A 22,370-nucleotide genomic window follows, 5' to 3' on the forward strand; every position below is an offset into this window, starting at 1 on the left:
CGACCCCGTCTCTGACCTCCGCGGTGGTCTGATCGGGGATGGCGTGGTGTTTGATGCGGGGTTTGGGCCGCAGTCGCTTCTGTATGCCGACTACACCGCCTCGGGTCGCGCGTTGCGGCAGGTGGAAGGCTTCGTGTCCGAGCAGGTGCTGCCGTTTTACGCCAACACGCATACCGAGGCCTCGTTCTGCGGCGGGGTGATGACGCGGCTGCGCGAGGCGGGGCGGGCCGAGGTGGCGCGGCTGACCGGCGCGGGGCCGGATTGCCACGTGATCTTCACCGGATCGGGCGCGACCGGCGCGCTGAACCGGATCGTGGCGGGGCTGGACCTGGCGGCGCGGGTGGCGGGCGGCGCGCGCATCGCGGTGCTGACCGGGCCTTACGAGCATCACTCGAACATCCTTCCGTGGCGCGAGAGCGGGGTGGAGGTGATCGAGATCGCCGAAGCCGCGACCGGCGGGCCGGACATGGCGGCGCTGGCCGAGGCGCTGCGGCAGGTCGAAGGCTACGATCTGGTCATCGGCACATTCGCCGCGGCCTCGAACGTCACGGGCATCCTGACCGACACCGACGCGGTGACGCGGGTGCTGAAGGCGGCGGGCGCGCTGGCGGTCTGGGACTATGCCGCCGCCGCGCCCTACATCCCGATCGACATGAGCACGGGCGAGACGGCGAAGGACGCCATCGTGTTCTCGCCGCACAAGTTCCCCGGCGGGCCGGGGGCGACGGGCGTTCTGGTCGTCCGCGACGGCATCGGCTGGCGCGCGACCCCGACCGCGCCCGGCGGCGGCTCGGTGCGGTTCGTCTCGCCCTGGGACCACCTGTATTCCTCCAGCCTCGAGGCGCGCGAGGAAGCGGGCACGCCGAACGTGGTCGGCGACATCCGCGCCGCGCTGGCGCTGCTGGTGAAGGACGCGGTGGGCTGCGACCGGATCGCCGAGCGGGACGAGGCGTTCCGCCTTCGGGCGCTGGACGCGTGGTCGAAGGTCCCCGAGATCGAGATCCTTGGCCAGCGCGCGGGCGCCCGGGCGCTGCCGGTGTTCTCGTTCCGGGTGCGGGACGGGCAGGGCGGGCTGGTGCATCACCAGCTGTTCACCCGCATGCTGAGCGACATGTACGGCATTCAGGCGCGGGGCGGCTGTGCCTGCGCCGGGCCCTACGCGCACCGCCTGCTGGATCTCGACCGGCCCGCCTCGCAGGCGGTGACGGCGCAGCTGGACGCCGGGTGCGAGCTGGACCGGCCGGGCTGGGTGCGGCTGAACTTCAGCTATCTCTTCAGCGACGCGCAGGCGGACCGGGTGATCTTGGCCGTGGCCGAACTGGCGCAGACCGCCGCGGGTGTCGCGGAACGCTATGTCGGGGACCCGGCGACGGCGCGCTTTGCGCCGGCCGCGGTGACCGTGAACGGATAACCAACTGGTGAGGATGACATGACGGACGTGATCGACACGCTGGCGGGGCTGCCGCCCGAGTCGGAGCTGCGCGCGGCGCGGCCCACGGCGCGGGAATACGCGCAAAAGAGCTACGAGGCGCTGTTCGTCTCGGTGCGCGAAGGGCTGATGCCGGTGGGCGAGCGGCTGGCGGTGACGTGTTTCGTGGCCGGGCTGCACGGCGACGCGCCGGCGATGGAGCATTACGCGAGGCTGCTGGCCGAGAGCGACGCCGCCGGCCTGTCGGACGCCATCGCGGCCGCGGTCGCGGCGGGCCGGACCGAAGGGCCCTACGGCGCGTTCCCGGCCGGTCCGCTGAGCGCCGAGGACACGCCGGGCATGGTGTTCAAGGCCGACGCCGACGCCCTGGGCGCGCGCCTCGCCGCCGCTTTCGAGCATGCGCATATGCTGGTGTTCCACCCCCGCGACGCGGGCCGCGACGCCATCGTGGCGCTGACCGGGGCCGGGTGGAGCGCCACCGATATCGTCACCCTGTCGCAGATGATTTCCTTCCTCAGCTTCCAGATCCGCGCCGGCGCCGGCCTGCGGGTTCTGGCGGCGGCCAGCTGACCGGAACCGCACCGATGACCGAGACCGTACTTACGCACGAGAACCCCGACGAGCCCAACGTCTTCACCCAGGACATGCTGGGCTGGGAGCCGTGGCTGCCGCCGATGGACGAGGCCGACCTGACCGAGCGCCACTGGACCGCGCTGGTCCAGAAGGGGCGGTCCAAGATGCCGTACTTCATGCTGCTGGCCCGCGATCCGGATATCCTTGAATATCGGACGCGCACCGACATGGACATCTTCTACAACCCGGACGCGGGCCTGCCGCGCGCCGACCGCGAGATGGCCGCCGCCGCGACCTCGCGCTACAACGGCTGCATCTACTGCGCCTCGGTGCATTCGCGCTTCGCCACGCAGCATTCCAAGCGCAAGGACGAGGTGCAGAAGCTGCTGGACGAGGGTGTTTCCGCCCGCATCGACCCGCGCTGGGACGCGATCACTGACGCCGCCGTGGCCCTGACCTCGATCCCGATGACCTTCGGCCCCGACCACATCGAAGCGCTGCGCGCCACCGGCATGGACGACCAGGCCATCGCCGACGCCATCTACGCCATCTCGTTCTTCAACTGGGCCAACCGGCTGATGCTCTCCCTCGGACCAACCACGCCGGGAGAGGCGAAGTAATCCTTTCGCCCCACAACGTGAAACGCGGCGTCCGATCTCTCGGGCGCCGCGTTTTGCTTTTCAGTCTGTCCCTGCCTCACCAGGCGGTGAAGCCGCCGTCCAGAACGAGGTTGGCGCCGGTCATGTAGGACGACGCGTCCGAGGCGAGGAACTGGACGATGGGGCCGAACTCTTCGATTTCGGCCTGCCGGCCCATCGGCACGCGCTGCAGGAAGGCGTCGATGAATTCCTTGTCGAAGGATCCCGTCTTTACCCCGCCGAAGGTCACGAGGTTGGTGCGCACGCCCTTCTTGGCCCAGTAGGTCGCCAGATAGCGGGTCATGTTCAACAGCCCCGACTTCGACGCGGCATAGCTGATCGCCTTCACGAAAGGCTTGCCGTCGCGTTCCTCGCGATACGCGTAAAGCGCCTGATTGGGCGAGACCATGCCGTACATCGAACCGACCATGATGATCGAGCCGCGCCCGGCTTCGGCCATGCGGGTGCCGATCACCTGGCTGCACAGCATGCAGCCGGTCAGGTTGGTCTCGATGATGTCGTCCCAGTATTTCTTCGGATAGACCTCGAACGGGGCGTTCTGGTCGGCGTCGCCGTCGGGCTTGCTGTCGATACCCGCGTTGTTCACCAGCACATGCGGCACGCCCCAGTCGGCGGTGACCTGATCGGTCGCGGCGATCAGGCTGTCCTTGTCCTTCACGTCCGCCTCGTAGACGCGCACGTTCTCCGAAAGGCCCGGGAACTGCGCTTCGATCTCGTCCTTCGTGCGCGTGCGGCGGGCGAAGATCGCCACTTTCGCCCCGTTCCCTGCAAGCTGCTTGGTGAACTGCGTCCCAAGCTGCCCCAGCCCGCCCGTCACGATCGCGACCCGTCCTTCGATATTGAAAAAGTCCTGCATGCGCGTGGTTCCTCCCTGGTCATTCCATCCTGCGAAGGGCGGTCCGGCTGGCGGGTGGCGCACTTCGGTGGTCGCGGCAAGTGTTGACATATGACTTATGTCATGAGTATGGATAACCACAGGCCGCAGGGGCGTCAACCGCACGACGATTGCGTGGCCGAGCCAAAGGGGGGAGCGATGAGCCCGAGCAGGGACAAGCTGCATACGACCGTGTCTTCGGTGCTGGAGGATCGCATCCTTGGTGGTGACCTGAAGGTCGGGGACAAGCTGGGCTCGGAAAGCGCCATCGCGGACGAATTCGGCGTTTCCACCCGAAGCGTGCGCGAAGCAATCCAGACGCTCGAGACCAAGGGTCTTGTCCGCCGCCGTCATGGTGGCCGCACCACCGTTGTCCGGCAGGACGTGTCCGAGTTCATCGGCACCCTCGCCGTCACCGTGCGCCAGCAGCTTGCGGCCGATCCCGGCTATCTTGAACAGCTGATGCAGGCGCGTCGCATGATCGAGACCGAGACGATCGAACTGCTGATGACCCGCGAGCCCAGCGTGACCCCCGATGTCGAGGTGGCGCTGGACCGGATGCGGATCGCGCGGGACGAGGGCGATTTCTCCGGCTTCGTCGTCGCGGACGCTGCCTTTCACCTCGCGCTGGTGCATTCGTCCGGCAACCGCATCCTTGCGATCATGTACGACAATTTCGCCAATCTGATCGGCGAGATGATCCAGCTGTCCAGCCGTGTTCCGACCAAGTCGCTGGACGAGGCCTACGCCGAACATGCCGAGATTTTCGCCTGCATCCGCGACCGCGACGAAGCGGGCGCGCAGGCCCTGATGCGGGCGCAGATCGACCGCAGCGCAGATTACCTTCGCGTCGCCATCGCGAAAGCACAGAAAAAGGAAGACTGATGTTCGACTACGACTATTCGCCCGCCGAGAAGGATGCCATGGACCGTCTGTCCAAATGGTATTCGGGCGACATCCACGACAGCATGGAAGCGCTGGGGCTGTGGGGGCATCTGGACGGGATTTCGTTGCTGGGCACGCTGGCGGACGGCGACGTGGTCTGCGGACCGGCGGTCACTGTCCTGTTCGAGCCGTCCGAGCGGACCGGAGAGCCGCAGGACGTCTACCACAATGCGATCGACAACGTGCCTCCGGGCGGCATCCTTGTGGTCGATGCCTCCTGTGCGGCGGGGTCGTGCTCGGGCGAGTTGATGAGCACCGGCGCGAAAACCGCGGGCGCGGCGGCGACCATCGTCAACAGCACGGTCCGCGATCTCGCGCAGGTACGGGCGCTGGGGTATCCCTTGTTCGGCACCGCGCCCAGCCCGGTCGGCGTGACCGGCAAGAAGGAACCGATGAAAAGCCAGGTGCCCGTCACGCTGGGCGGCACAACGGTTTCGCCCGGCGACCTGATCTTTGGCGATGTGGACGGCGTGGTCTGCATTCCGCGCGCGCATCTCGTCGCGGTGGCGGATCAGGCGGACGCGCTTGGCAAGAACGAAGCCAGCGCCCGCGACCGCATCCTTGCGGGCGAGAAGCTGCAAGCGGTCTGGCCGGTGTGAACGGATGGAACCTGCCCGCCAGTCCCTCGTGTCGTCAGCGCTGAAAGCCCAGCCGCTGCGAGATGAGGTTGGCGTGGTAGGTCACGACCTGGCTGAAGCCTTCGATCTCGGTCTGGCCCAGTTCCCAGACCGGGGCGCTGACGCTGATCGCGGCGAAGACCTTGCCCGAGGCATTGCGGATCGGTGCGCCGACGCAGCGCAGGGCCGGCTGGTGTTCGCCGTTGTCGATCGCATAGCCGCGCTCGCGGGTGGCGGCGAGGTCGGCGCGCAAGGCGTCCGGATCGGTCAGCGTGGTGTCGGTCAGGGGTTTCAGCCCCAGAGCGATGACGCGGTCGACCGTCTCGTCGTCCTGATGCGCAAGAATGGCCTTGCCGACGCTGGTGCAATAGGCGGGCGAATTCTCGACGAAGCTGCCGGGGGCAAGGCCGTCCTTGCTGGCCTCGGTCCGTTGGATCACCACCGCGCGCTGTCCGTCGAACACGGCAAGGTGGACCGTGCGGTTCGTCAGTTGGTGCAGCGCGTTGACGATGGATGCGCCCTCGCGGTGCAGTTCGAGGTTCGCCAGAACGGTCGAGCCCAGTTCGAACAGCCGCAGGCCCAGCCGGTAGGCGTCGCGTTCGTGTTCCTGCTCGAGAAACCCGATCTCGCGCATCGAGGCGGCCAGCCGGTGCGTGGTCGACCGCGGGAAGCCGGTGATCTCGCAAATCTCGGCCAGCGACAACGACCGGCGGTTCAGGTTGAAGCAGTCGAGGATCTTCGCAACCTTGTTCAGAGACTTGAGGCTGTCTTCGCCCGACTTGCGGGGCGGTTTGGCGGGCTGCGCAGGAGTATCCATGCTGGCGGTCTCGTTTTCATTCCGGGGCGGGCCGGGCGGCGGCTGCCCTTACCCCGTATACCCGTCCGGGCCCCGAGGCGGCAATGCGCCCGTGGCGGGCGCGGTTTCAGGGACCCGCGCCACGCCGTAACGTCAGTTGCCGGATCAGGCGGCTTTCGCGGCCTCGGTCGCGGCCAGCACCGGGTCCAGCGCCGCGTCGATCATGCGCTTGCGGTCCGCGTCGACCTTCTCCATCGGCGCGCGCGGGTGGAACAGGGGCAGGCCCTGACGCGACTGGACGTATTTCACACAAGCCGGAAGCTGGTCGTGGGGCATGGCGTTCCACAGGGCGTTCAGCTTGAAGTGCAGGTCACGCGCCACGGCGTCTTCGCCGCGCTGGACCGCATCGAACAGGGCGACCGTGGTGCCGGGAACCGCGCAGGTCAGCGCGCTGATCGCGCCGTGCGCACCCATCGAGAAGGCAGGGTACAGCAGCGCGTCGATACCGCTGAGAACAAGGTTCTCGGGCTTGGCGCGCAGCAGAAGGTCGGTGACGGATTTCAGGTCGCCCGAGCTTTGCTTCATGCCAACGACGCCCGGCACCTCGTCCATGATGGTGATCATGTCGTCGACGCTGAGATAGTTCCACGGGATCACGTTGTAGATCAGGATCGGGATCTGCGTGGCTTCCCAGATCTCGCGGAAGTGCTTGATCGTGGCTTTCAGGCTCGTCTTGAACAGGTAGTAGACCGGCGTGACCTGAAGGGCGTCGATCTTGATGTCGCCCAGCATCTCGACCCGCTCGATTGCGTCGCGGGTAGAGTTGACGATGAGGCCTGCCACGAACGGCACGCGGCCGGCGGTGGCGGAATGCGCCTCGGTCATCGCGGTGACGAATTCCCTGTGCGACAGGGTATGGCCCTCGCCGGTCGAGCCACCGGCCACGACGCCGCGCACGCCAGAGCCGATCATCATGTCGATCTGCGGGCCGATGGCGTCGGCGACAAGCTTGCTGTCGTCGTCAAAGGGCATCGCCAGCGGCGGCAGAATGCCCGTCAGTGTGTCGCGAACCGAAAGGGCGATCTCGTTCGGCATGTTCCATCTCCTCCTATGGGGTTGGCGCGGGCTGTCAGGCCTGTCGGGCGCCGGGGTGCGGTATTCGGTATCTTCTCGAAATTGAATCCCGGTATGCGGAATGCAAATCTGGAAATCAGGAATAGAAGGGAGACTCTTTCTTGTCAAATGGCTTCTCGCATAGGTGAAGTGATCGAAGTCACCTACGAAAACGCCATTTAATTGCCTGTTGAACGAAAATATTTGGGATGATAATCCCGGTATACGGAATGGCGTGGAGGCGCCGGAACGACCCTTAGGGAGGAACTCATGGGAATTCTCAAGAACGCGGCACTGGCCGCTGCTACTGTCATCGCCGCGTCCGGCGCAGCCTGGGCCGAGTACCCCGAAAGCCCGATCACGCTGATCGTGCCATGGTCCGCAGGCGGCGGCACCGACGCGACCGGCCGCCTTATCGCCGGGCAACTCGAGGAAGAGCTGGGCCAGCCGGTCAACGTCGTGAACCGCACCGGCGGTGGCGGCATCGTCGGCCACACCTCGCTGGCCGACGCCGATCCCGACGGCTACACGCTGGGCATCATCACGACCGAACTTTCGATGTACAGCGCCGTCGGCTCGTCCGAACTGACCTACGAGGACTACAGCCTTGTCGGCCTTTACAACGCCGACCCCTCGGCGATCTTCGTCAAGGCGGATTCAGAGTTCGAGACCATCGAGGATCTGGCCGAGGCCATCAAGGCGGACGTCAGTGCGCTTAGCACCAGCGGCGCCAACTTCGGCGGCCTGAACCACCTGTCTTGGATCAGCCTCGTGCAGGGTCTCGGCGGCGAGGCCAGCGCGGTGAACTGGGTGCCGACCGATGGCGGCGCACCCTCGCTGCAGCTTCTGGTCTCGGGCGCCATCGACGTGGTCGTCGCGCAGTTTCCCGAAGCGAAGGCCCTGATCGAAGCGGGCGAGATCCGTCCGCTGGCCTATCTTGGAAGCGAACCGAACGCGGCTTTCCCGGACGTGCCCACGGTCAATGACGCGCTGGGCGTCGATTTTGCCATCGCTGGCTGGCGCGGTCTGGCTGGCCCGGCCGGTCTGCCTGACGAGATCACCGCGAAACTGGTCGAGGCGCTGGACGGCATCGTGCAGTCGGACAGCTTCAACGAAGCGATGGGCAAGCTGAACTACGGCGTTGTCTGGGAAGGCGGCGACGACTTCATGGAGTATCTCGCGCAGCGTGGCAAAGCCTTCGGCGACGCCATTTCGTCTGCCGGTCTGGACAACCAGTAACGCCGGACCACGGGTAAGAGCATGACAAAGGCCAATTCATACGGCGAACTCGTCATCGGGTTGGCCTTTGCGCTCGGCGGCGTGGGCATATACGTCCACGCCGCCGGCTTGCGCTCGATGCCGGGCATGGCCGTCGGATCGGGACTGTTCCCGAAGATCACCGGCGCGTTGATGGTCCTGTTCGGACTGATGCTGGCGTGGAGCGCCGCACGGGCGTTGCGACGGGAAACCGGAAGCCGGTCGGACATCGGCGGCACCGGTATCGCGCTGTCGGGCTATTCCATCGCCGTTTTCGTGGGGCTGATCGTGCTGACCGCGATCTTGCCGACGACCGGCTTCCTGCTGGGCGGTGTCGTCTTCACGGCGCTTGTCTGCCGTCTGGGCGGAGCGGGCTGGATCGGCAGCGCACTGTTCGGCCTCGGCATGACCTTCGCGCTGTACGCGGTCTTCGTACACGGCCTTGGCGTTCAGCTTCCGCGCGGGCTTCTGGGAACGTAAGCCATGATCGAGTCGCTTCTTTCCGCCGCCGCGCTGGTGTTCACCGCCGACACGCTGCTGGTGATCCTGCTGGCTTCGGCCTTCGGGCTGTTCGTGGGCGCGATGCCCGGCCTGACCGCAACGATGGCCGCCGCGATCCTTGTGCCGATCACCTTCTACATGGACCCGGTCCCGGCGATCGCCGCGATCATCTCGTGCACCGCGATGGCGATCACGGCGGGCGACCTGCCGGGCACCTTGCTGCGGATCCCCGGCACGCCGGCATCCGCCGCCTATGTCGAGGACTCCTACGGCATGACCAAGAACGGCAAGGCCAGCCTTGCCATCGGTGTCGGCATCACCTCGGCGACCATCGGCGGGCTTGTCGGCTCGCTGCTGATCCTGTTCGCCGCGCCGTTCCTTGCGAAATTCGCGCTGGGTTTCTCAAGCTTCGAATATTTCTGGCTTGCGCTTCTGGGCCTGAGCTGCGCCGCGCTCGTGTCGGGCGGCGGGGTGGCGAAGGGCCTGCTGTCGCTGCTGCTGGGCCTGTTCATCGCGCAGGTCGGACTGGATCCGCTGATGGCCCAGCCGCGATTCACCTTCGGGTCGGGCGAACTCGCCGGCGGGATCAGCTTCATCCCCGCGATGATCGGGATGTTCGCGCTGGCCGAGATCCTGCGCAACGGACGTGCGGGCGCGACGTTCAAGGAACAGGCCCGCGTCGGCAATCCGTTCAAAGGCGTCGGCGGCGTGCTGTTCAAGTTTCGCAAGAACCTGTTCCGCGGCGCCGGGATCGGCGCGGTGATCGGCGCGCTGCCGGGTGTCGGCGGCGACCTTGCCGCGTGGGTCACGTATGCACTGGCCAAGCGCACGTCCAAGACGCCGGAGAAATTCGGCAAGGGCCATCCCGAGGGATTGGTCGAGGCGGGCGCGACCAACAACGCCGCGCTCAGTTCCGCGTGGATCCCGGCGATGGTCTTCGGCATCCCCGGCGACGCCGTGACCGCCATCGCGGTCGGCGTTCTGGTGATGAAGGGGATGGACCCCGGCCCGCAACTGCTGACGCTTAACCCGCAGAACTTCTACGCGGTGCTGCTGGTGTTCTTCCTTGCCAACCTGCTGCTGTTGCCGTTCGGCTTTGCGGCCGCGAAGGCCTCGCGCTACGTTTTCAGCGTGCCGCGCGCCTACCTCAACGCCGCGATCCTCTTGTTCTGCATCGTCGGCTCCTACGCCATCAACAACTCGATGTTCGGCGTCTGGGTGATGATCGTGCTCGGGCTTGTCGCCTATGTGCTCGAAGCGCACGGCTTCGCGGTCGCGCCGATCATCCTTGGCATCGTGCTGGGGCCGTTGCTGGAAACCAACTTCACCACCTCGATGATGATCGCACGCGGCGATCTGCTGGCGTTCTTCGAACGGCCGGTGGCGGCGGTGCTGGGTATCGCGACGATTGGAATATGGGCGATGGTGATCGCCTCGGCGGTCGTTCTGGCGCGCCGCCGCAAGCGGGACGCCGAAAGCCTGACCGCATGAGGCGCGGTCAGGCCGGGGCGCTTCAGTCCTCGGCCAGCCGCGTGCGCCGCCGCGCGAGGTAGCCGGGGATCGCGATGCTTGCCACCAGAAGCACCGTCAGCACAAGGAACGCGGCCGAGATCGGGCGGTCGATGAAGGTGGTGATGTCCCCGCGCGAGAACAGCAACGCGCGGCGGAAGTGCTGCTCCAGCATCGGGCCAAGGATGAAGCCCATCAGCATCGGTGCGGGCGGATAGCCGTAGGCGTTCATCAGGTAGCCGACGATGCCGAAGACGATCACCGTCATCACGTCGAACGGGCTGTTGTTGACCGAGTAGACGCCGATGCAGATGAAGAACAGGATCGCCGGGAACAGCAGTCGCTGCGGCACCGTCAGGATGCGTACCCAGAACCCGATCAGCGGGATGTTCAGGACCAGCAGCATCAGGTTGCCGATCCAGAAGCTGACGACGAGTCCCCAGAACAGGTCGGCGTTGGTGGTGAAGAACTCGGGCCGCGGCGTGATCCCGTGGATCATCATCGCGCCCAGCAGCACCGCCATGCCCGCGTCGCCGGGAATGCCCAGCGACAGCGTCGGGATGAAGGCTGCCTGGGTCGAGGCGTTGTTGGCGGCCTCGGGGGCCGAGATCCCCTCGATCGCGCCGCGCCCGAATTTCTCGGGCGTCCGCGACACGCGCTTTTCAAAGGCATAGGCAAGGAAGGCCGCCAGCGTCGGGCCCGCACCGGGCAGAATGCCCACGAAGGACCCGATGATCGAACCGCGCACGGTGGGCTTCCACGTCTCTTTCATGTCCTGCTTCGTCGGCATCAGTTCGCGCAGGCGGACCTTCTGCGGGGCAAGGTCTCGCGGCTTGCCCGCGTTCTTCAGGATCTCGGCCACGCCGAACAGGCCCATAGCCATCGCGACAAGGTTCAGGCCGTCCTGCAGTTCGAGGATGCCGAAGGTGTAGCGGATCGTGCCCGAGGTCGGATCCATCCCGACCGTCGACAGCAGAAGCCCTGCAACCACGCTGATCAGGCCCTTCACCGGCGACCCCAGCGACATCGTCGCGGCGGCGACGAGGCCCAGCAGCATGATCGAGAAATACTCGGCAGAAGAGAACTTCAGCGCCATCTTCCCAAGTGCCGGGGCGAAACTCATCACCAGAACGATGGCAAAGCAGCCGCCGACGAAAGAGGTGATCGTGGTGATGAACAGCGCCACGCCCGCCCGGCCTTGCTTGGCCATCGGATAGCCGTCCAGCGCGGTGACGGCGGTGGTCGATGTGCCGGGCAGGTTCAGCAGGATCGACGCGGTCGAGCCGCCGTATTGCGCACCATAGAAGATGCCCGCCAGCATGATCAGCGCGCTCATCGGCTCGAGGTGGTAGGTAATCGGCAGCGTCATGGCGACGGCGGCCAGCGGGCCGATGCCGGGCAACACACCGATGAACATGCCGACCGAGACGCCGATCAGGCAGAACAGCAGCGCTTCGCCGGTGATGGCGACGTCAAGCCCGAGGGCGATGCCGGATAGCAGGTCCATGGGTCAGCTCCCGAAGACGGCGATCGGGATGCCGATGCCACGAATGAAGATGAGGTAGCCGACAAGCGTCACGCCCGCCGCCAGCAGCACGGTTTCCAGCAGCGTGATCTCGCGCTCGGCCTGCGAGACGATGGCGACAAGCGCGAAGGTCGAGATGACAAAGCCCGCGCGGTCGACCAGCAGGACCCAGACGATGATACCGCCCATGATGATCGCGAACGGGCGGAAGCGCAGGTCCAGGTTTATCCGTTCGGCCAGTCTGCCCTGCCACGCGGCGACCAGTCCAAGACCGACCAGCAGCACACCCAGCGCGATGGGGACAAAGCCCGGACCCATGCGGACGATGGTGCCAAAGGCGTAGTCTCCGGCAATGAAGATTGCGGCAAGTCCGATGGCGGCCCAGACAAGGCCCGCCGCGATTTCCTGCCGGTTGTGTTCGGGGCGCTTCATTTGGGCGACCTCTCTGGCTGGGACGCGACGAGCGAGGCGCCGCCGCATTGCGTTATGGTCTGCCCGGTGATCGCGCCCGCGTCCACCGAGGTCAGGAATGCGACCGTCGCCGCGACCTCTTCGGGGCGGATGACACGCCCGAAAGGAAGCGGGCGCACCGGCGCGTCGGCGCGGGCGGGGTCGCGAAGCTGCGGGGTGTCCGTGGCGGCGGGCGCCACGACGTTGACCGTGATGCCGCGGGCGACGTGTTCGCCGGCAAGCGAGCGGGCAAGCCCATCCAGCGCGGCCTTGCTGGCGGCATAGTAGCCACGGCCGGGCCGCCCCTGCGCGGCGCGCGACGACAGGAACACCACGCGGCCACGGCCATCCGGCATGCCGGGGGTCAAAGCGCGCGACAGGCGGTGCGCCGCGCCGACATGCAGCGTCCAAAGCGCGACTCCCGCATCGGCATCCGTCTCTGCATTGTCCGCCCGCATGATGCCCGCCGCGTGGACGAACGCGCTGGCGGTTACCCCGGCCAGTTGCGCCATGGCGTCGTCGATGCCCGCAACCGTCGCAAGATCGGCGCGGATCATGCGGACCAGCGGCGTGTCGGCGGGCGGGGCTGCGATGTCGAGGCCAAGGACCGACCAGCCGTCGGCTGCAAGCCGCTTTGCCACCGCGCGACCGATGCCCGAGGCGACGCCGGTCACCACGGCAAGAGGTGCGGTTCCGGTCACGGGGCGATCCGGACGCGGCGGACGGGAAGGGGATGTAACGCGAGTCGCGAAGGCATGTGTACCTGTCGATTAAGCTTCGTCTGGAATGGCAAGAGAGCGACCAACTGTCAACAGTATGGGTATCGGAAGGCGCGGAACGCATGTTGATTTTGCCGAAATTGATTGCGGTTAATGCCGTTTCGCGCACCGGAATGTACGGAAAAACCGCGGAATGACGCCTGCAACCCTGCAAGTAAGGCTTCTTCAAGGAAGGCGTTGACCTCTGGCGCGTCGATGCGCATAGTGTTGACACTTTGAAGAGGTGCGAATGTGACCCAGCCGACTGCTTCATCGCCGCAGACACCCGATATCGAGGTCGACGTTCTTGTCGTCGGCGCCGGTGGCTGTGGGCTGGTCGCCGCGATTGCGGCGGATGCGGCGGGCGCTTCCGTCGCCGTGCTGGAAAAACAGTCTCGTCTCGCCGGCAACACGTCGCTGTCCAGCGGCTCGATCCCCGGTGCGGGCACGCGGCTACAGGCCGCGGCCGGTGTCGATGACGGGCCCGATCTGTTTCGCGACGACCTGATGCGGGTCAGCGGCACGCATGACGCGGATCACCTGACCGAGCGGCTGGCCGGGATCTCGGCCGAGTTGGTCGAGTGGCTGATCGACGAGGCGCATGTCGGTCTGACCCTCGTTGCCGGCTATCGCCACGTCGGCCATTCGGTGACCCGCCTGCACGCTCCGCCCTCGCGGACCGGGGCCGAACTGATGGCCGATCTGGAGGCGGAAGCCGACCGGCGGGGCATCCCCGTCGCGCCCGGTCAGCCGGTGGTGGAACTGACGGTCGCGAATGGCCGCGTGACCGGCGCGCTTGCCCGCGACGCCGACGGTCGCGAAAGCCGCATCGGCGCGAAGGCGGTGATCCTTGCGACCAACGGCTTCGGCGGCGCGCGCGATCTTGTCGCCGAACTGTGCCCCGGCGCCGAAGCGGCGACCTACGCGGGCTCGACCGGCTCGACGGGCGAGGCGCTGCGATGGGGCAGGGCGCTGGGCGCGCGGACCGGAAACCTTGGCGCCTATCAGGGCCACGCGGGCCTTGCCGCGCGCAGCGGTGTGCTGGTGACGTGGACGGTGGTCGAACGCGGCGGCTTCATCGTCGGCGCCGACGGCAAGCGGATCGGTGACGAGACGCTGGGCTATTCCGCCTTTGCCGGTGTCGAACTGGCGGCGGGCGGGCCGCTGTACATGATATATGATGAACGGATCGAGGCCGACGTGGCCAAGGGCCAGCCCGAGTTCGCCGAGGTCGCCCGCATGGGTGATGCGGTGGCCGGGGCGACGGCGGCTGATCTGGCCGACGCGATCGGCGTGCCGGGCGATGCGCTGGCGGCGACCCTCGACGCCGCCGCGGCGTCCGCCGAAGGCAAAGCCGATGCGCATGGACGCATGGCCTGGGGTCTTGGCGCGTTGCAGCCGCCCTACCGCGCGACGCGGATCACGCCCGCGCTGTTCCACACACAGGGCGGGCTTGCCGTCGACGATGACGCGCGGGTGGTCGGGGTCGGCGGCGCACCGATCCCCGGCCTTTATGCCGGCGGCGGGGCCGCCACCGGGATCAGCGGCCGCGAGGGCGGCGACGGATATGTTTCGGGCAACGGGCTGCTGTCGGCGCTCGGGCTCGGGCTTATTGCCGGGCGGAGTGCGGCGGCGGAAGCCGCTGCGCCGGTCGGCGAAGAAACGGAAACAGTTCAACAAGGAGAAATGACATGAAAAAGACAATCACCGGGCTGCTCGCCGGTGCCGCGCTGGCGCTGGGCGCCACCGCCGCCGCCGCGCAGGACTATCCGTCGCGCGCGATCACAATCATCGTGCCCTACTCGCCGGGGTCGACCGACACCATGGCCCGCACGCTGGCCGAGGAGATGTCGAAGGAACTGGGTCAGCCCGTCGTGGTCGAGACCCGTCCGGGCGCCGGTGGCACCGTGGGCGGCGCCGCCGTGGCAAGCGCCGATCCCGACGGCTACACCCTGCTGTTCGCCGTATCCTCGGTTCAGACCGTCGCGCCGCACCAGCGTGAACTGCCTTACGGTTTTGACGATCTCGCCCCGGTGGCGCGTGTCGCCGTCGGCCCGAACATGATGGCCGCCCGCAACGGCGCGCCGTTCTCGACCATCGAAGAGCTGGTGGCCTTCGCGAAAGAGAATCCGGGCGCGGTGAGCTATGGCTCTGCCGGCACCGGCGGCGCGACCCACATCGCGGCCGAGGCTTTCGCCCGCGCGGCGGGGATCGAGCTGTTCCACATCCCGTTCAACGGTGTGACCCCGGCGGTCGCGGCGACCGTGGCCGGTGACGTCGATCTGGTTCTGGGCTTCGCGTCGGCGATCCTGCCGCAGGACGAAGGCGGAAACCTTGTTGCGCTGGCGCAGCTGAGCGCCGAACGCACCGCCGTCGCCCCCGACACGCCCACGCTGATGGAAAGCGGCGTCGATCTGGCGCTGCCGCCCAACACCGGCCTGTGGGCCCCGGCGGGCACCCCCGAGGACGTGATCGCCACCCTGTCTGCCGCGGTCGAAACGGCTGCCGCCAGCGAGAGCTTCACCACCTTCACCACCAGCGGTCTGACCGCCGTGGACTATGCCGACTCGGCAGCGTTCACCGAAGTTCTGAAGGCCGAAGACGCGTTCTTCGCCGAGCTTCTGCCAACGCTGAACATGGAGTGATCCAGACGCGCGTTCCTCTTCACGCATGAACGGACCGAGGGGCGGACAGCGATGTCCGCTCCTTTTTTCGTGCCATTGGCCGTCGCTTGGTGCGCGGTCGCGGCGCTTGACATCGATCTTCCGATGAGGCGGATTCAGGCGGTGCGGGGCCGATGCGGCGGCGTCCGGCCGCGCCGGCGCAACGCTGGCTGTCCGCCGGAAGGAAGGTCACTGATGGTTCGTGCTTTGTCGCTGTTGATCGGCTTCACCGTCGCGCTGTCCGGCTGCGACGTCGACGGCAACGCGGCCAATCAGGGCAAGGATCTTCCCGAGCCCGGCATCACCTTCACCGGCACAGCCGTGTTCGGCATCACTGGCGGTTCGGGCAAGCCGACGCGGGTCATCTCTGGCCTCAAGTAGCCCCGGTTTGCTGTCCGGGCGGCGGTGCGAGAACGAAAAAGGGGCATGCGGTCATGCCACATGCCCCCGTTTCACCGTGAGTGGTGTGCCGGACCTCAGCCCGCCGTAATTTCCACGCCGTCGAGATCGTTGAACCGCGCCTCAAGGTCGCGGAACTCGTTGAACCCCATCAGGCCCCAGATATCGTCGATCGAGGCCATGAGGTCCGGACGGTCGACGACTTCGCCGGTCGGGATCGCCTCTTGGAGGGTGGCCAGCACCGTCTCCATCGCCTTCAGCGCAGCGGCGGGCAGCATGCGGGGAAGCGTGACGCGGCGCACACCAAGTTCCTTCATGCGGGCGATCGGGATCAGCGGCGTGGTGGGCCGCGACCGCAGGCCGAAGCCCATGTTGACCGAGACCGGGATGTCGACCGCGTCGACCAGCGCCTTGATCTGGTCCTCGCCCTTGATGGCGTCGGCAAAGATCAGGTCGGCGCCCGCCTTCTCGTACAGCTTCGCCCGGCGGATCGCGCCGTCAAGCCCTTCAAGGGCGATGGCGTCGGTGCGGGCCAGCACGACGAAGTCGTCATCGCGGCGGGCGTCGCAGGCGGCCTCGATCTTGCGGGCCATCTCGCGCATGTCGATCACGTCCTTGCCGGCCATGTGACCGCAGCGCTTGGGCGAGACCTGATCCTCGATGTTGATCCCGGCGACGCCGGTGTCTTCGAAACGGCGGGCGGCGTGCCAGACGGTCGCGGGGTTGCCATAGCCGGTGTCGGCATCGGCCATCACCGGGATCGACACGCTGCCCGCGATCATGCGGCAGGCGTCAAGGTTGTCGGTCATCCCCATGATGCCGACGTCTTCCATCCCCATGCGCGAGTTCGCGAGCCCGGCGCCGGTGGTGCAGGCGGTCTTGAACCCCATCTTCTCGACGAGGCGCACGCTGTAGCCGTCATAGACGCCGGGCGACACGAGGATGTCGTCCCCGGCCAGAAGTTCGCGCATGCGCTTTGTGGGTTTCACGCTTCGGTTTCCTTTCTTCGCCGCCCCTTGGCAGCCTCGGGAGGCGGCTGGGCGGATTCCGTATCCAGAAGGCGCTGCAGCGCCTCGGTGGCGCGGGCGATGTGCGCCCGCATAAGCGACTCGGCCAGTTCGGCATCGCGCGCCTTCATGGCGCGCAGGATCTGCCAGTGTTCCGCCGAGGCGTTGTCGTGACGACCGGGGGTCGAGCCCGAACGGGCCCGGTAAAGGCGCAGCAGGTAATAGAGTTCGTCGCACAGCAGCGACTGGATGCGGCTGTTGCCGCTTTCCTCTGCGATGCGCACGTGCAGGTCGAGAACGCGGCCGTTGCCGCCCGCCTGTTCGAAGTCGTCCAGCAGGCGCTGCATCGCCTCGTCGCTCATTGCGAGGGTGGCGAGTTTGACGCTCATGCCTTCGACGCTTTCGCGAAGCTGAAAGATCTCTATCATGTCGTGTACGGACAGATCGACGACCCGCGCCTTGAAGTACGGCTCCTTGGTGACAAGGCCGCGCCCCTGCAGCGCCTTGACCGCTTCCCGCACGGGGCCACGGCTGACGCCGAACCGGTCGGCAAGAGCGGCCTCGTTGACGACGCCGCCGAGCGGGATCTCACCGCTCAGGATCAACTGGAAGATGGCATCGAAGACGGTGTCGACGCGTGTGCGCTGCTGGCCGGTCATTCCTTCCCCATTCTGTCAACACTTTTGGGAAACTTACCGAGTTCTGCGCGAAAGTAAACGAGAAGATCGCCCGGCACAAGGTTTGGCGGGCAATACTGTTGACACTTTTTGGTCCGGGGCCTATCCAGAATCTATGCAGGACGCGCAGCCGACAGATTCCGCAGCGATCGGCGTTGCCGATCTTCCGGTGACGGCGGCCCGAGGGGGCCGTTTCATCGACATTTCCCCTTTGCTTGCCCATCGCGCCCGGCCGCTTCCGAAATCGCTTCGCGTCGTGCTTGAGAACCTTGCGTTTCAGGCGCTGGACGGACGCGACGTGGCGGCGGAAATCGCCGCATTGGCGAACTGGTCGGCTGAGACCGGCGAAATCGCCGTGCCCCTTTCGGTGTCGCGGGTGATGCTGCCCGACAGCAGCGGCCTGCCTGCGCTGATGGACCTAGCCGCCGCGCGGGACGCGCTGGTGGACCGTGGGCTCGACCCCAAGGGCGTCGAGCCGGCGGTGCCGGTCACGCTGGTGATCGACCATTCGCTGATCGTGGACGTTGCCGGGCACCCGAACGCCCGCGCCCGGAACATCGCCAGCGAATACCGCCGCAACGCCGAGCGCTATTCCTTTTTCAAATGGGCCGAGCAGGCTTTCGATCGCCTGAAGGTCGTGCCGCCGGGCTCCGGCATCATTCATCAGGTCCACCTTGAAAGCATCGCGCAGGTCGCCGCGACGCGCGACCTGCCGGACGGGCCGGTGACGACGACCGAGTTCGTGCTGGGCTGCGACAGCCACACCACCATGGTCGGCGGCATTGGCATGCTGGCGTGGGGTGTCGGTGGCATTGATGGCGAGGCGGCGGCGTTGGGGCTTCCCTATCAGGTGCGGATCCCGCGCGTGGTCGGCGTGCAACTGACCGGAGAGATGCCGGCAGGCTCGACCACGACCGACCTCGTGCTGACGGTGACCGAACGCCTGCGTCAGGTCGGCGTCGTGGGCGCTTTCGTGGAATTCTGCGGCGCGGGGGCTGCAAGCCTGTCGGTGCCGGACCGCGCGACCATCGCCAACATGGCTCCGGAATATGGCGCGACCTGCGCCTTCTTCCCGATCGACGCGCGGACCATCGACTATCTGTCCGCCTCGGGGCGCGACGCGGATCACGTTGCGGGGGTCAAGGCCTATGCCCGCGCCAGCGGCATGTGGGCCGAGCCGGACGCGCCGCTGCCGGAAGTGTCGGAGATGGTCGAAATCGACCTGTCCTCCATCGTGCCCAGCGTCGCCGGTCCCAAGCGCCCGCAGGACCGGGTGCCTCTGGATCGCATCGCGCCCGCCTTCCGCGAAGCGCTGACCGCGCCCGTGGGGCCGGGTGGTTTCGGCCTGTCCCAGGACGCCCTGACCGCCGAGGCACACGTCACGGTGAGCGACACGCCCGTCACCCTGCGCCACGGCAGCCTGACCATCGCGGCGATCACCTCGTGCACCAACACGTCGAACCCGACCGTCATGCTGGCCGCCGGTCTGCTGGCCCGAAACGCGGTGGCGCGGGGCCTGAACGTGCCGCCGCAGGTCAAGACATCCCTCGCGCCGGGTTCGCGTCTGGTCGAGGACTACCTGGCCGACGCGGGCCTGATGGCGCCGCTGGAAACGCTTGGCTTCCACGTGGTCGGCATCGGCTGCACCACCTGTTCCGGCAAGTCCGGCCCGCTGGCGCCGGGCCTCTCCGAAGCGGTGGCCGAGAACGACCTTGTCTGCGCGGCGGTGCTGTCGGGCAATCGCAATTTCGAGGGGCGCATCCACAAGTCGGCGCGCGCCTCTTACCTCGCCTCGCCGCCGTTGGTGGTGGCCTTCGCGCTGGCGGGGCGGGTGGATATCGACTTCGCGACCGAACCGCTGGGGACGGATGCCGAAGGCAACCCTGTCATGCTGGCCGACATCTGGCCCGACCGCGACGAGGTCGCCGCTTTGGAACGCGACAGCCAGACGCCGGGCCGGTTCCGCAAGGTCTATCGCACGCTGTTCGACGGCGCGTCGCTGTGGGACGATCTGGACAGCCCGCGCGGCCCCGTCTTCGCGTGGGATCCGGCTTCGACCTACATCAAACGCCCGCCGTTCATCGAACTTGGCAGCGATGGTTTGCCCGATGTGCTGGGCAATGCCCGTGCGCTGGTCGTCGCGGGGGACTCGCTGACCACCGATTTCGTGACCCCGTCCGGAGAGATCCTGCCAGACACGCAGGCCGGTCAGTACCTGGTCGACGCAGGCGTTGCGCCCGCCGATTTCAACGCCGTCACCCAGCGGCGCGGCAACCACGAGTTCATGGCCCGCGTCACCTTCGCCAACCAGCGGATGAAGAACCGCCTCGCCGGAGGGATCGAAGGCGGTTTCACCCGGCTGTCACCCGAAGGCGAGGTTGTGACGATCTACGATGCAGCGCAGGCCATGCGGGATGCGGGGCAACTGCCGATCGTTCTGGCGGGCAAGGATTATGGCATGGGCTCCAGCCGTGACTGGGCGGCGAAGGGGCCGAAACTGTTGGGCGTCGCGGCTGTGCTGGCCGAAAGCTTCGAGCGGATTCATCGCGCAAACCTGATCGGCATGGGGATCGTGCCCATGGTGTTCGCGGATGGTCAGTGCATCGACAGCCTCGGGCTGACCGGGTTCGAGACGTTCCGTTTTTCCGGTCTGCTGGCGGCGGTTGACGACGGCTCGGCGGTCGCGGTCCGGGCCGAGGCGGCCGATGGTTCGGTGACAGCGTTCGACGCGCGGCTTGACGTTGCAAGCACCCACGAAACCGATCTGCTGCGCGAGGGCGGTATCTTCGCCGAGATCCTCAAGGCCGCGGTCGGCGCAAAGCAGGGGAGGGCGTCGGCATGACGCTTCACGGCACCGCCATCGAACGCGCCGTCGCCTATCTTGCGGCGATGCAGGACCGAGACCTGGACCTTGCGCGCCGGTATGTCGCCAGCGACGGCCTGACGCTGGTGTTTCCCGGCGGCAAGCGCTTTGGCAGCCTCGAAGAGATCCGCGGCAACTCTGCCGGGCGCTACGAGGTGGTGAAGAAGCACATCAGCGACTGCCAGTCTTGGGTGATCGACGGCACCGAGCGGGTGATGATCACCGGAACGCTTTACGGCAAATGGCCGGACGGAACCGCCTTCGACGGCATTCGCTTCATCGACCTGTTCGAGATGCGGGATGGCCTGATCGTGCGGCAGGAGGTCTGGAACGACACCGGCGAGAGATTGCTGGAGATGAACAAGAGGACGGGCGTGTGAGTTACGATCTGATTTTGAAGAACGGCGAGATCGTGTTTCCGGGCGAGGGCGTGACCCGTGGCTCGGTCGCGGTGAAGGGCGGCAAGATCGCCGCGATCCTGCAACCCGGCCAGACCGCCGAGGCGGCGCGCGTTATCGACTGCACCGACCGCTGGATCCTGCCCGGCGCCATCGACCCGCATACCCACGTGGGCTTCGGCGCGAAGGAAGACGACTGGACGACCGAGACGCGCACCGCCGCGATGCAAGGCGTCACCGGCCTGATGACCTTCTGGCGGTCCGAGGATCTGGACAAGACGACGCCTGAATGGCGCGACGCGGGCGAGGCGCGGTCGGTGATCGACTTCGGCTTTCACTTCGGCGTCACAGCCCGGCGGCATGTCGAGGAGTTCCCGAAGGTGGCCGCCAAGTATGGCGTGACCTCGCTGAAGGTCTACCTGATGTACAAGGGCGAGACCGGCCGCGCGAAGGGGTTCACCGAGGTGGACGATGCGCTGCTGTTTCAGGCGCTACAGGCGGCGGCGACCGTCAGGGGCGGCGTCGTCGGCGTGCATTGCGAGAACACCGAGGTGATCCCGGTGTTCCGCGAGCCCGTGAAGTCCTCGGGTCGGATGGATCTTGGCGCGTGGGACGACCAGAGCCCCGGTTTCCTTGAGACCGAGAACGTGTTCCGCGTCGCCTATTTCGGCGAGAAGGCGGGCTGCCCGGTGAACATCGTGCATATGTCGGCGGGCGAAAGCCTTGAACTGGTGCGCCGCATGCGCCGTCCGGACCGCCCGGCGATCAACGTCGAAACCTGCATCCATTACCTCGCCCTGACCCGCGACAGCGGCATCGGCGATCTGGGCAAGGTGAACCCGCCGCTGCGCTCGCAGTCGGACGCCGACACCCTGTGGGAAGGCGTGCGCGACGGCGCGGTGCAGACCATCGGCTCTGACCACGTGGCCCGCAAGCGCGCAACCAAGGGGCCGGACATCTGGCAGGCCTCGGCGGGGTTTCCGGGCATGGCGCAGATCTGGCCGGTGCTGGTGTCCGAGGGCTTCCACAAGCGCGGCATCCCGATCGAGACGCTGTCAGCCGCCACCAGCCGCAACGTCGCGAAGCTGTACAACCTGTCCGGCAAGGGCCGGATCGCGCCGGGCTACGACGCCGATTTCGCGATCGTCGACCCCGAGGGCGAAACGACCGTGCGGCACACCGACTATCCGTCGCACTCTGACTACTCGCCCTACGAAGGCATGACGTTCCGTGGCGCTGTGACCCACACGGTCCTGCGCGGGATGCTTCTGTCCGAAAACGGCGCGCTGGCCGAGGGTGTCGATGCCGCGCCTGCCGGCAAGTACCTGTTCCGGGCCAACTGAGCCCTATCCGCTTA

Annotated in this window: 22 protein-coding genes; 14 read left to right on the plus strand and 8 right to left on the minus strand. The window is 67.0% G+C overall.

The window, feature by feature from the left end:
- The 3 genes from ACP156_RS00005 to ACP156_RS00015 all read left to right on the plus strand — a co-directional run.
- A partial coding sequence (locus tag ACP156_RS00005) for an aminotransferase class V-fold PLP-dependent enzyme (protein ID WP_425049226.1) occupies nucleotides 1–1,411 on the plus strand: 1,411 nt, incomplete at its 5' end.
- A gap of 18 nt (nucleotides 1,412–1,429) precedes the next feature.
- On the plus strand, nucleotides 1,430–1,999 hold the full coding sequence (locus tag ACP156_RS00010) for a CMD domain protein (RefSeq protein ID WP_425049227.1): 570 nt from the start codon (nucleotides 1,430–1,432) through the stop codon (nucleotides 1,997–1,999).
- Nucleotides 2,000–2,013: 14 nt separating this feature from the next.
- Entirely contained in the window at nucleotides 2,014–2,622 is a 609-nt protein-coding gene (locus ACP156_RS00015) for an alkylhydroperoxidase domain protein (RefSeq protein ID WP_425049228.1), read from the plus strand.
- Between the two features lie 76 nt (nucleotides 2,623–2,698).
- Here the strand turns inward: ACP156_RS00015 and ACP156_RS00020 are convergent, their stop codons facing one another.
- Complete coding sequence (locus ACP156_RS00020; protein ID WP_425049229.1) at nucleotides 2,699–3,517, minus strand: SDR family oxidoreductase; 819 nt, start codon at nucleotides 3,515–3,517, stop codon at nucleotides 2,699–2,701.
- A gap of 177 nt (nucleotides 3,518–3,694) precedes the next feature.
- Between ACP156_RS00020 and ACP156_RS00025 the strand changes: the two genes are divergently transcribed.
- Nucleotides 3,695–4,420: a FadR/GntR family transcriptional regulator gene (locus ACP156_RS00025; RefSeq protein WP_425049230.1), complete on the plus strand. Its 726-nt coding sequence runs from the start codon at nucleotides 3,695–3,697 to the stop codon at nucleotides 4,418–4,420.
- Complete coding sequence (locus ACP156_RS00030; protein WP_425049231.1) at nucleotides 4,420–5,079, plus strand: RraA family protein; 660 nt, start codon at nucleotides 4,420–4,422, stop codon at nucleotides 5,077–5,079. The genes ACP156_RS00025 and ACP156_RS00030 overlap by 1 nt, the downstream gene beginning before the upstream one ends.
- Before the next feature lie 34 nt (nucleotides 5,080–5,113).
- Here the strand turns inward: ACP156_RS00030 and ACP156_RS00035 are convergent, their stop codons facing one another.
- Complete coding sequence (locus tag ACP156_RS00035; RefSeq protein ID WP_425049232.1) at nucleotides 5,114–5,914, minus strand: IclR family transcriptional regulator; 801 nt, start codon at nucleotides 5,912–5,914, stop codon at nucleotides 5,114–5,116.
- 144 nt (nucleotides 5,915–6,058) lie between these two features.
- Complete coding sequence (locus ACP156_RS00040; RefSeq protein ID WP_425049233.1) at nucleotides 6,059–6,988, minus strand: dihydrodipicolinate synthase family protein; 930 nt, start codon at nucleotides 6,986–6,988, stop codon at nucleotides 6,059–6,061.
- Nucleotides 6,989–7,276: 288 nt separating this feature from the next.
- On the opposite strand from ACP156_RS00040, the gene ACP156_RS00045 reads away from it, so the two are divergent.
- The 3 genes from ACP156_RS00045 to ACP156_RS00055 are packed head-to-tail and all read left to right on the plus strand — an operon-like array spanning nucleotide 7,277 to nucleotide 10,255.
- Nucleotides 7,277–8,245, plus strand: a complete 969-nt coding sequence (locus ACP156_RS00045; RefSeq protein WP_425049234.1) for a tripartite tricarboxylate transporter substrate binding protein — start codon at nucleotides 7,277–7,279, stop codon at nucleotides 8,243–8,245.
- Nucleotides 8,246–8,266: 21 nt separating this feature from the next.
- The gene (locus ACP156_RS00050; RefSeq protein ID WP_425049235.1) at nucleotides 8,267–8,743 is read left to right on the plus strand and encodes a tripartite tricarboxylate transporter TctB family protein; all 477 of its coding nucleotides are present in this window, start codon (nucleotides 8,267–8,269) and stop codon (nucleotides 8,741–8,743) included.
- A 3-nt stretch (nucleotides 8,744–8,746) separates the two neighbouring features.
- Nucleotides 8,747–10,255, plus strand: a complete 1,509-nt coding sequence (locus ACP156_RS00055; protein ID WP_425049236.1) for a tripartite tricarboxylate transporter permease — start codon at nucleotides 8,747–8,749, stop codon at nucleotides 10,253–10,255.
- A 22-nt stretch (nucleotides 10,256–10,277) separates the two neighbouring features.
- Here ACP156_RS00055 and ACP156_RS00060 read toward each other — a convergent pair whose 3' ends face one another.
- Genes ACP156_RS00060 through ACP156_RS00070 form a run of 3 tightly spaced genes read right to left on the minus strand, consistent with a single transcriptional unit; the run spans nucleotide 10,278 to nucleotide 12,949 of the window.
- Nucleotides 10,278–11,780 carry a tripartite tricarboxylate transporter permease gene (locus ACP156_RS00060; protein WP_425049237.1) on the minus strand — a complete coding sequence of 501 codons (1,503 nt, stop codon included), beginning with the start codon at nucleotides 11,778–11,780 and terminating at the stop codon, nucleotides 10,278–10,280.
- Between the two features lie 3 nt (nucleotides 11,781–11,783).
- The gene (locus ACP156_RS00065; RefSeq protein ID WP_425049238.1) at nucleotides 11,784–12,230 is read right to left on the minus strand and encodes a tripartite tricarboxylate transporter TctB family protein; all 447 of its coding nucleotides are present in this window, start codon (nucleotides 12,228–12,230) and stop codon (nucleotides 11,784–11,786) included.
- The gene (locus tag ACP156_RS00070; protein WP_425049239.1) at nucleotides 12,227–12,949 is read right to left on the minus strand and encodes an SDR family NAD(P)-dependent oxidoreductase; all 723 of its coding nucleotides are present in this window, start codon (nucleotides 12,947–12,949) and stop codon (nucleotides 12,227–12,229) included. Before ACP156_RS00070 ends, ACP156_RS00065 begins: the two co-directional genes overlap by 4 nt.
- 309 nt (nucleotides 12,950–13,258) lie before the next feature.
- Here ACP156_RS00070 and ACP156_RS00075 point away from each other — a divergent pair, with 309 nt between their 5' ends.
- The 3 genes from ACP156_RS00075 to ACP156_RS00085 all read left to right on the plus strand — a co-directional run bounded on the left by ACP156_RS00075 (nucleotide 13,259) and on the right by ACP156_RS00085 (nucleotide 16,050).
- Entirely contained in the window at nucleotides 13,259–14,701 is a 1,443-nt protein-coding gene (locus ACP156_RS00075; RefSeq protein WP_425049240.1) for an FAD-dependent oxidoreductase, read from the plus strand.
- Nucleotides 14,698–15,651, plus strand: a complete 954-nt coding sequence (locus ACP156_RS00080) for a tripartite tricarboxylate transporter substrate binding protein (protein ID WP_425049241.1) — start codon at nucleotides 14,698–14,700, stop codon at nucleotides 15,649–15,651. Before ACP156_RS00075 ends, ACP156_RS00080 begins: the two co-directional genes overlap by 4 nt.
- A gap of 213 nt (nucleotides 15,652–15,864) precedes the next feature.
- On the plus strand, nucleotides 15,865–16,050 hold the full coding sequence (locus ACP156_RS00085; protein WP_425049242.1) for a hypothetical protein: 186 nt from the start codon (nucleotides 15,865–15,867) through the stop codon (nucleotides 16,048–16,050).
- A gap of 95 nt (nucleotides 16,051–16,145) precedes the next feature.
- On the opposite strand, the gene ACP156_RS00090 is transcribed toward ACP156_RS00085, so the two are convergent.
- A complete protein-coding gene (locus ACP156_RS00090; protein WP_425049243.1) occupies nucleotides 16,146–17,057 on the minus strand; it encodes an isocitrate lyase/PEP mutase family protein in 912 nt (303 codons plus the stop codon).
- Nucleotides 17,054–17,734: a GntR family transcriptional regulator gene (locus tag ACP156_RS00095; protein ID WP_425049244.1), complete on the minus strand. Its 681-nt coding sequence runs from the start codon at nucleotides 17,732–17,734 to the stop codon at nucleotides 17,054–17,056. The genes ACP156_RS00090 and ACP156_RS00095 overlap by 4 nt, the downstream gene beginning before the upstream one ends.
- 133 nt (nucleotides 17,735–17,867) lie before the next feature.
- Here ACP156_RS00095 and acnA point away from each other — a divergent pair, with 133 nt between their 5' ends.
- The 3 genes from acnA to ACP156_RS00110 are packed head-to-tail and all read left to right on the plus strand — an operon-like array spanning nucleotide 17,868 to nucleotide 22,356.
- Nucleotides 17,868–20,594, plus strand: a complete 2,727-nt coding sequence (gene acnA, locus ACP156_RS00100) for an aconitate hydratase AcnA (RefSeq protein ID WP_425049245.1) — start codon at nucleotides 17,868–17,870, stop codon at nucleotides 20,592–20,594.
- A complete protein-coding gene (locus tag ACP156_RS00105; RefSeq protein ID WP_425049246.1) occupies nucleotides 20,591–20,995 on the plus strand; it encodes a nuclear transport factor 2 family protein in 405 nt (134 codons plus the stop codon). The genes acnA and ACP156_RS00105 overlap by 4 nt, the downstream gene beginning before the upstream one ends.
- Nucleotides 20,992–22,356, plus strand: coding sequence for a dihydroorotase (locus ACP156_RS00110; protein WP_425049247.1), 1,365 nt, complete (start codon nucleotides 20,992–20,994; stop codon nucleotides 22,354–22,356). Before ACP156_RS00105 ends, ACP156_RS00110 begins: the two co-directional genes overlap by 4 nt.
- The last annotated feature ends 14 nt before the right edge of the window (nucleotides 22,357–22,370 follow it).

Origin of the sequence: Psychromarinibacter sp. S121 (assembly GCF_049801035.1) — a bacterium.
In the GTDB taxonomy this organism is placed as follows: Bacteria; Pseudomonadota; Alphaproteobacteria; order Rhodobacterales; family Rhodobacteraceae; genus Psychromarinibacter.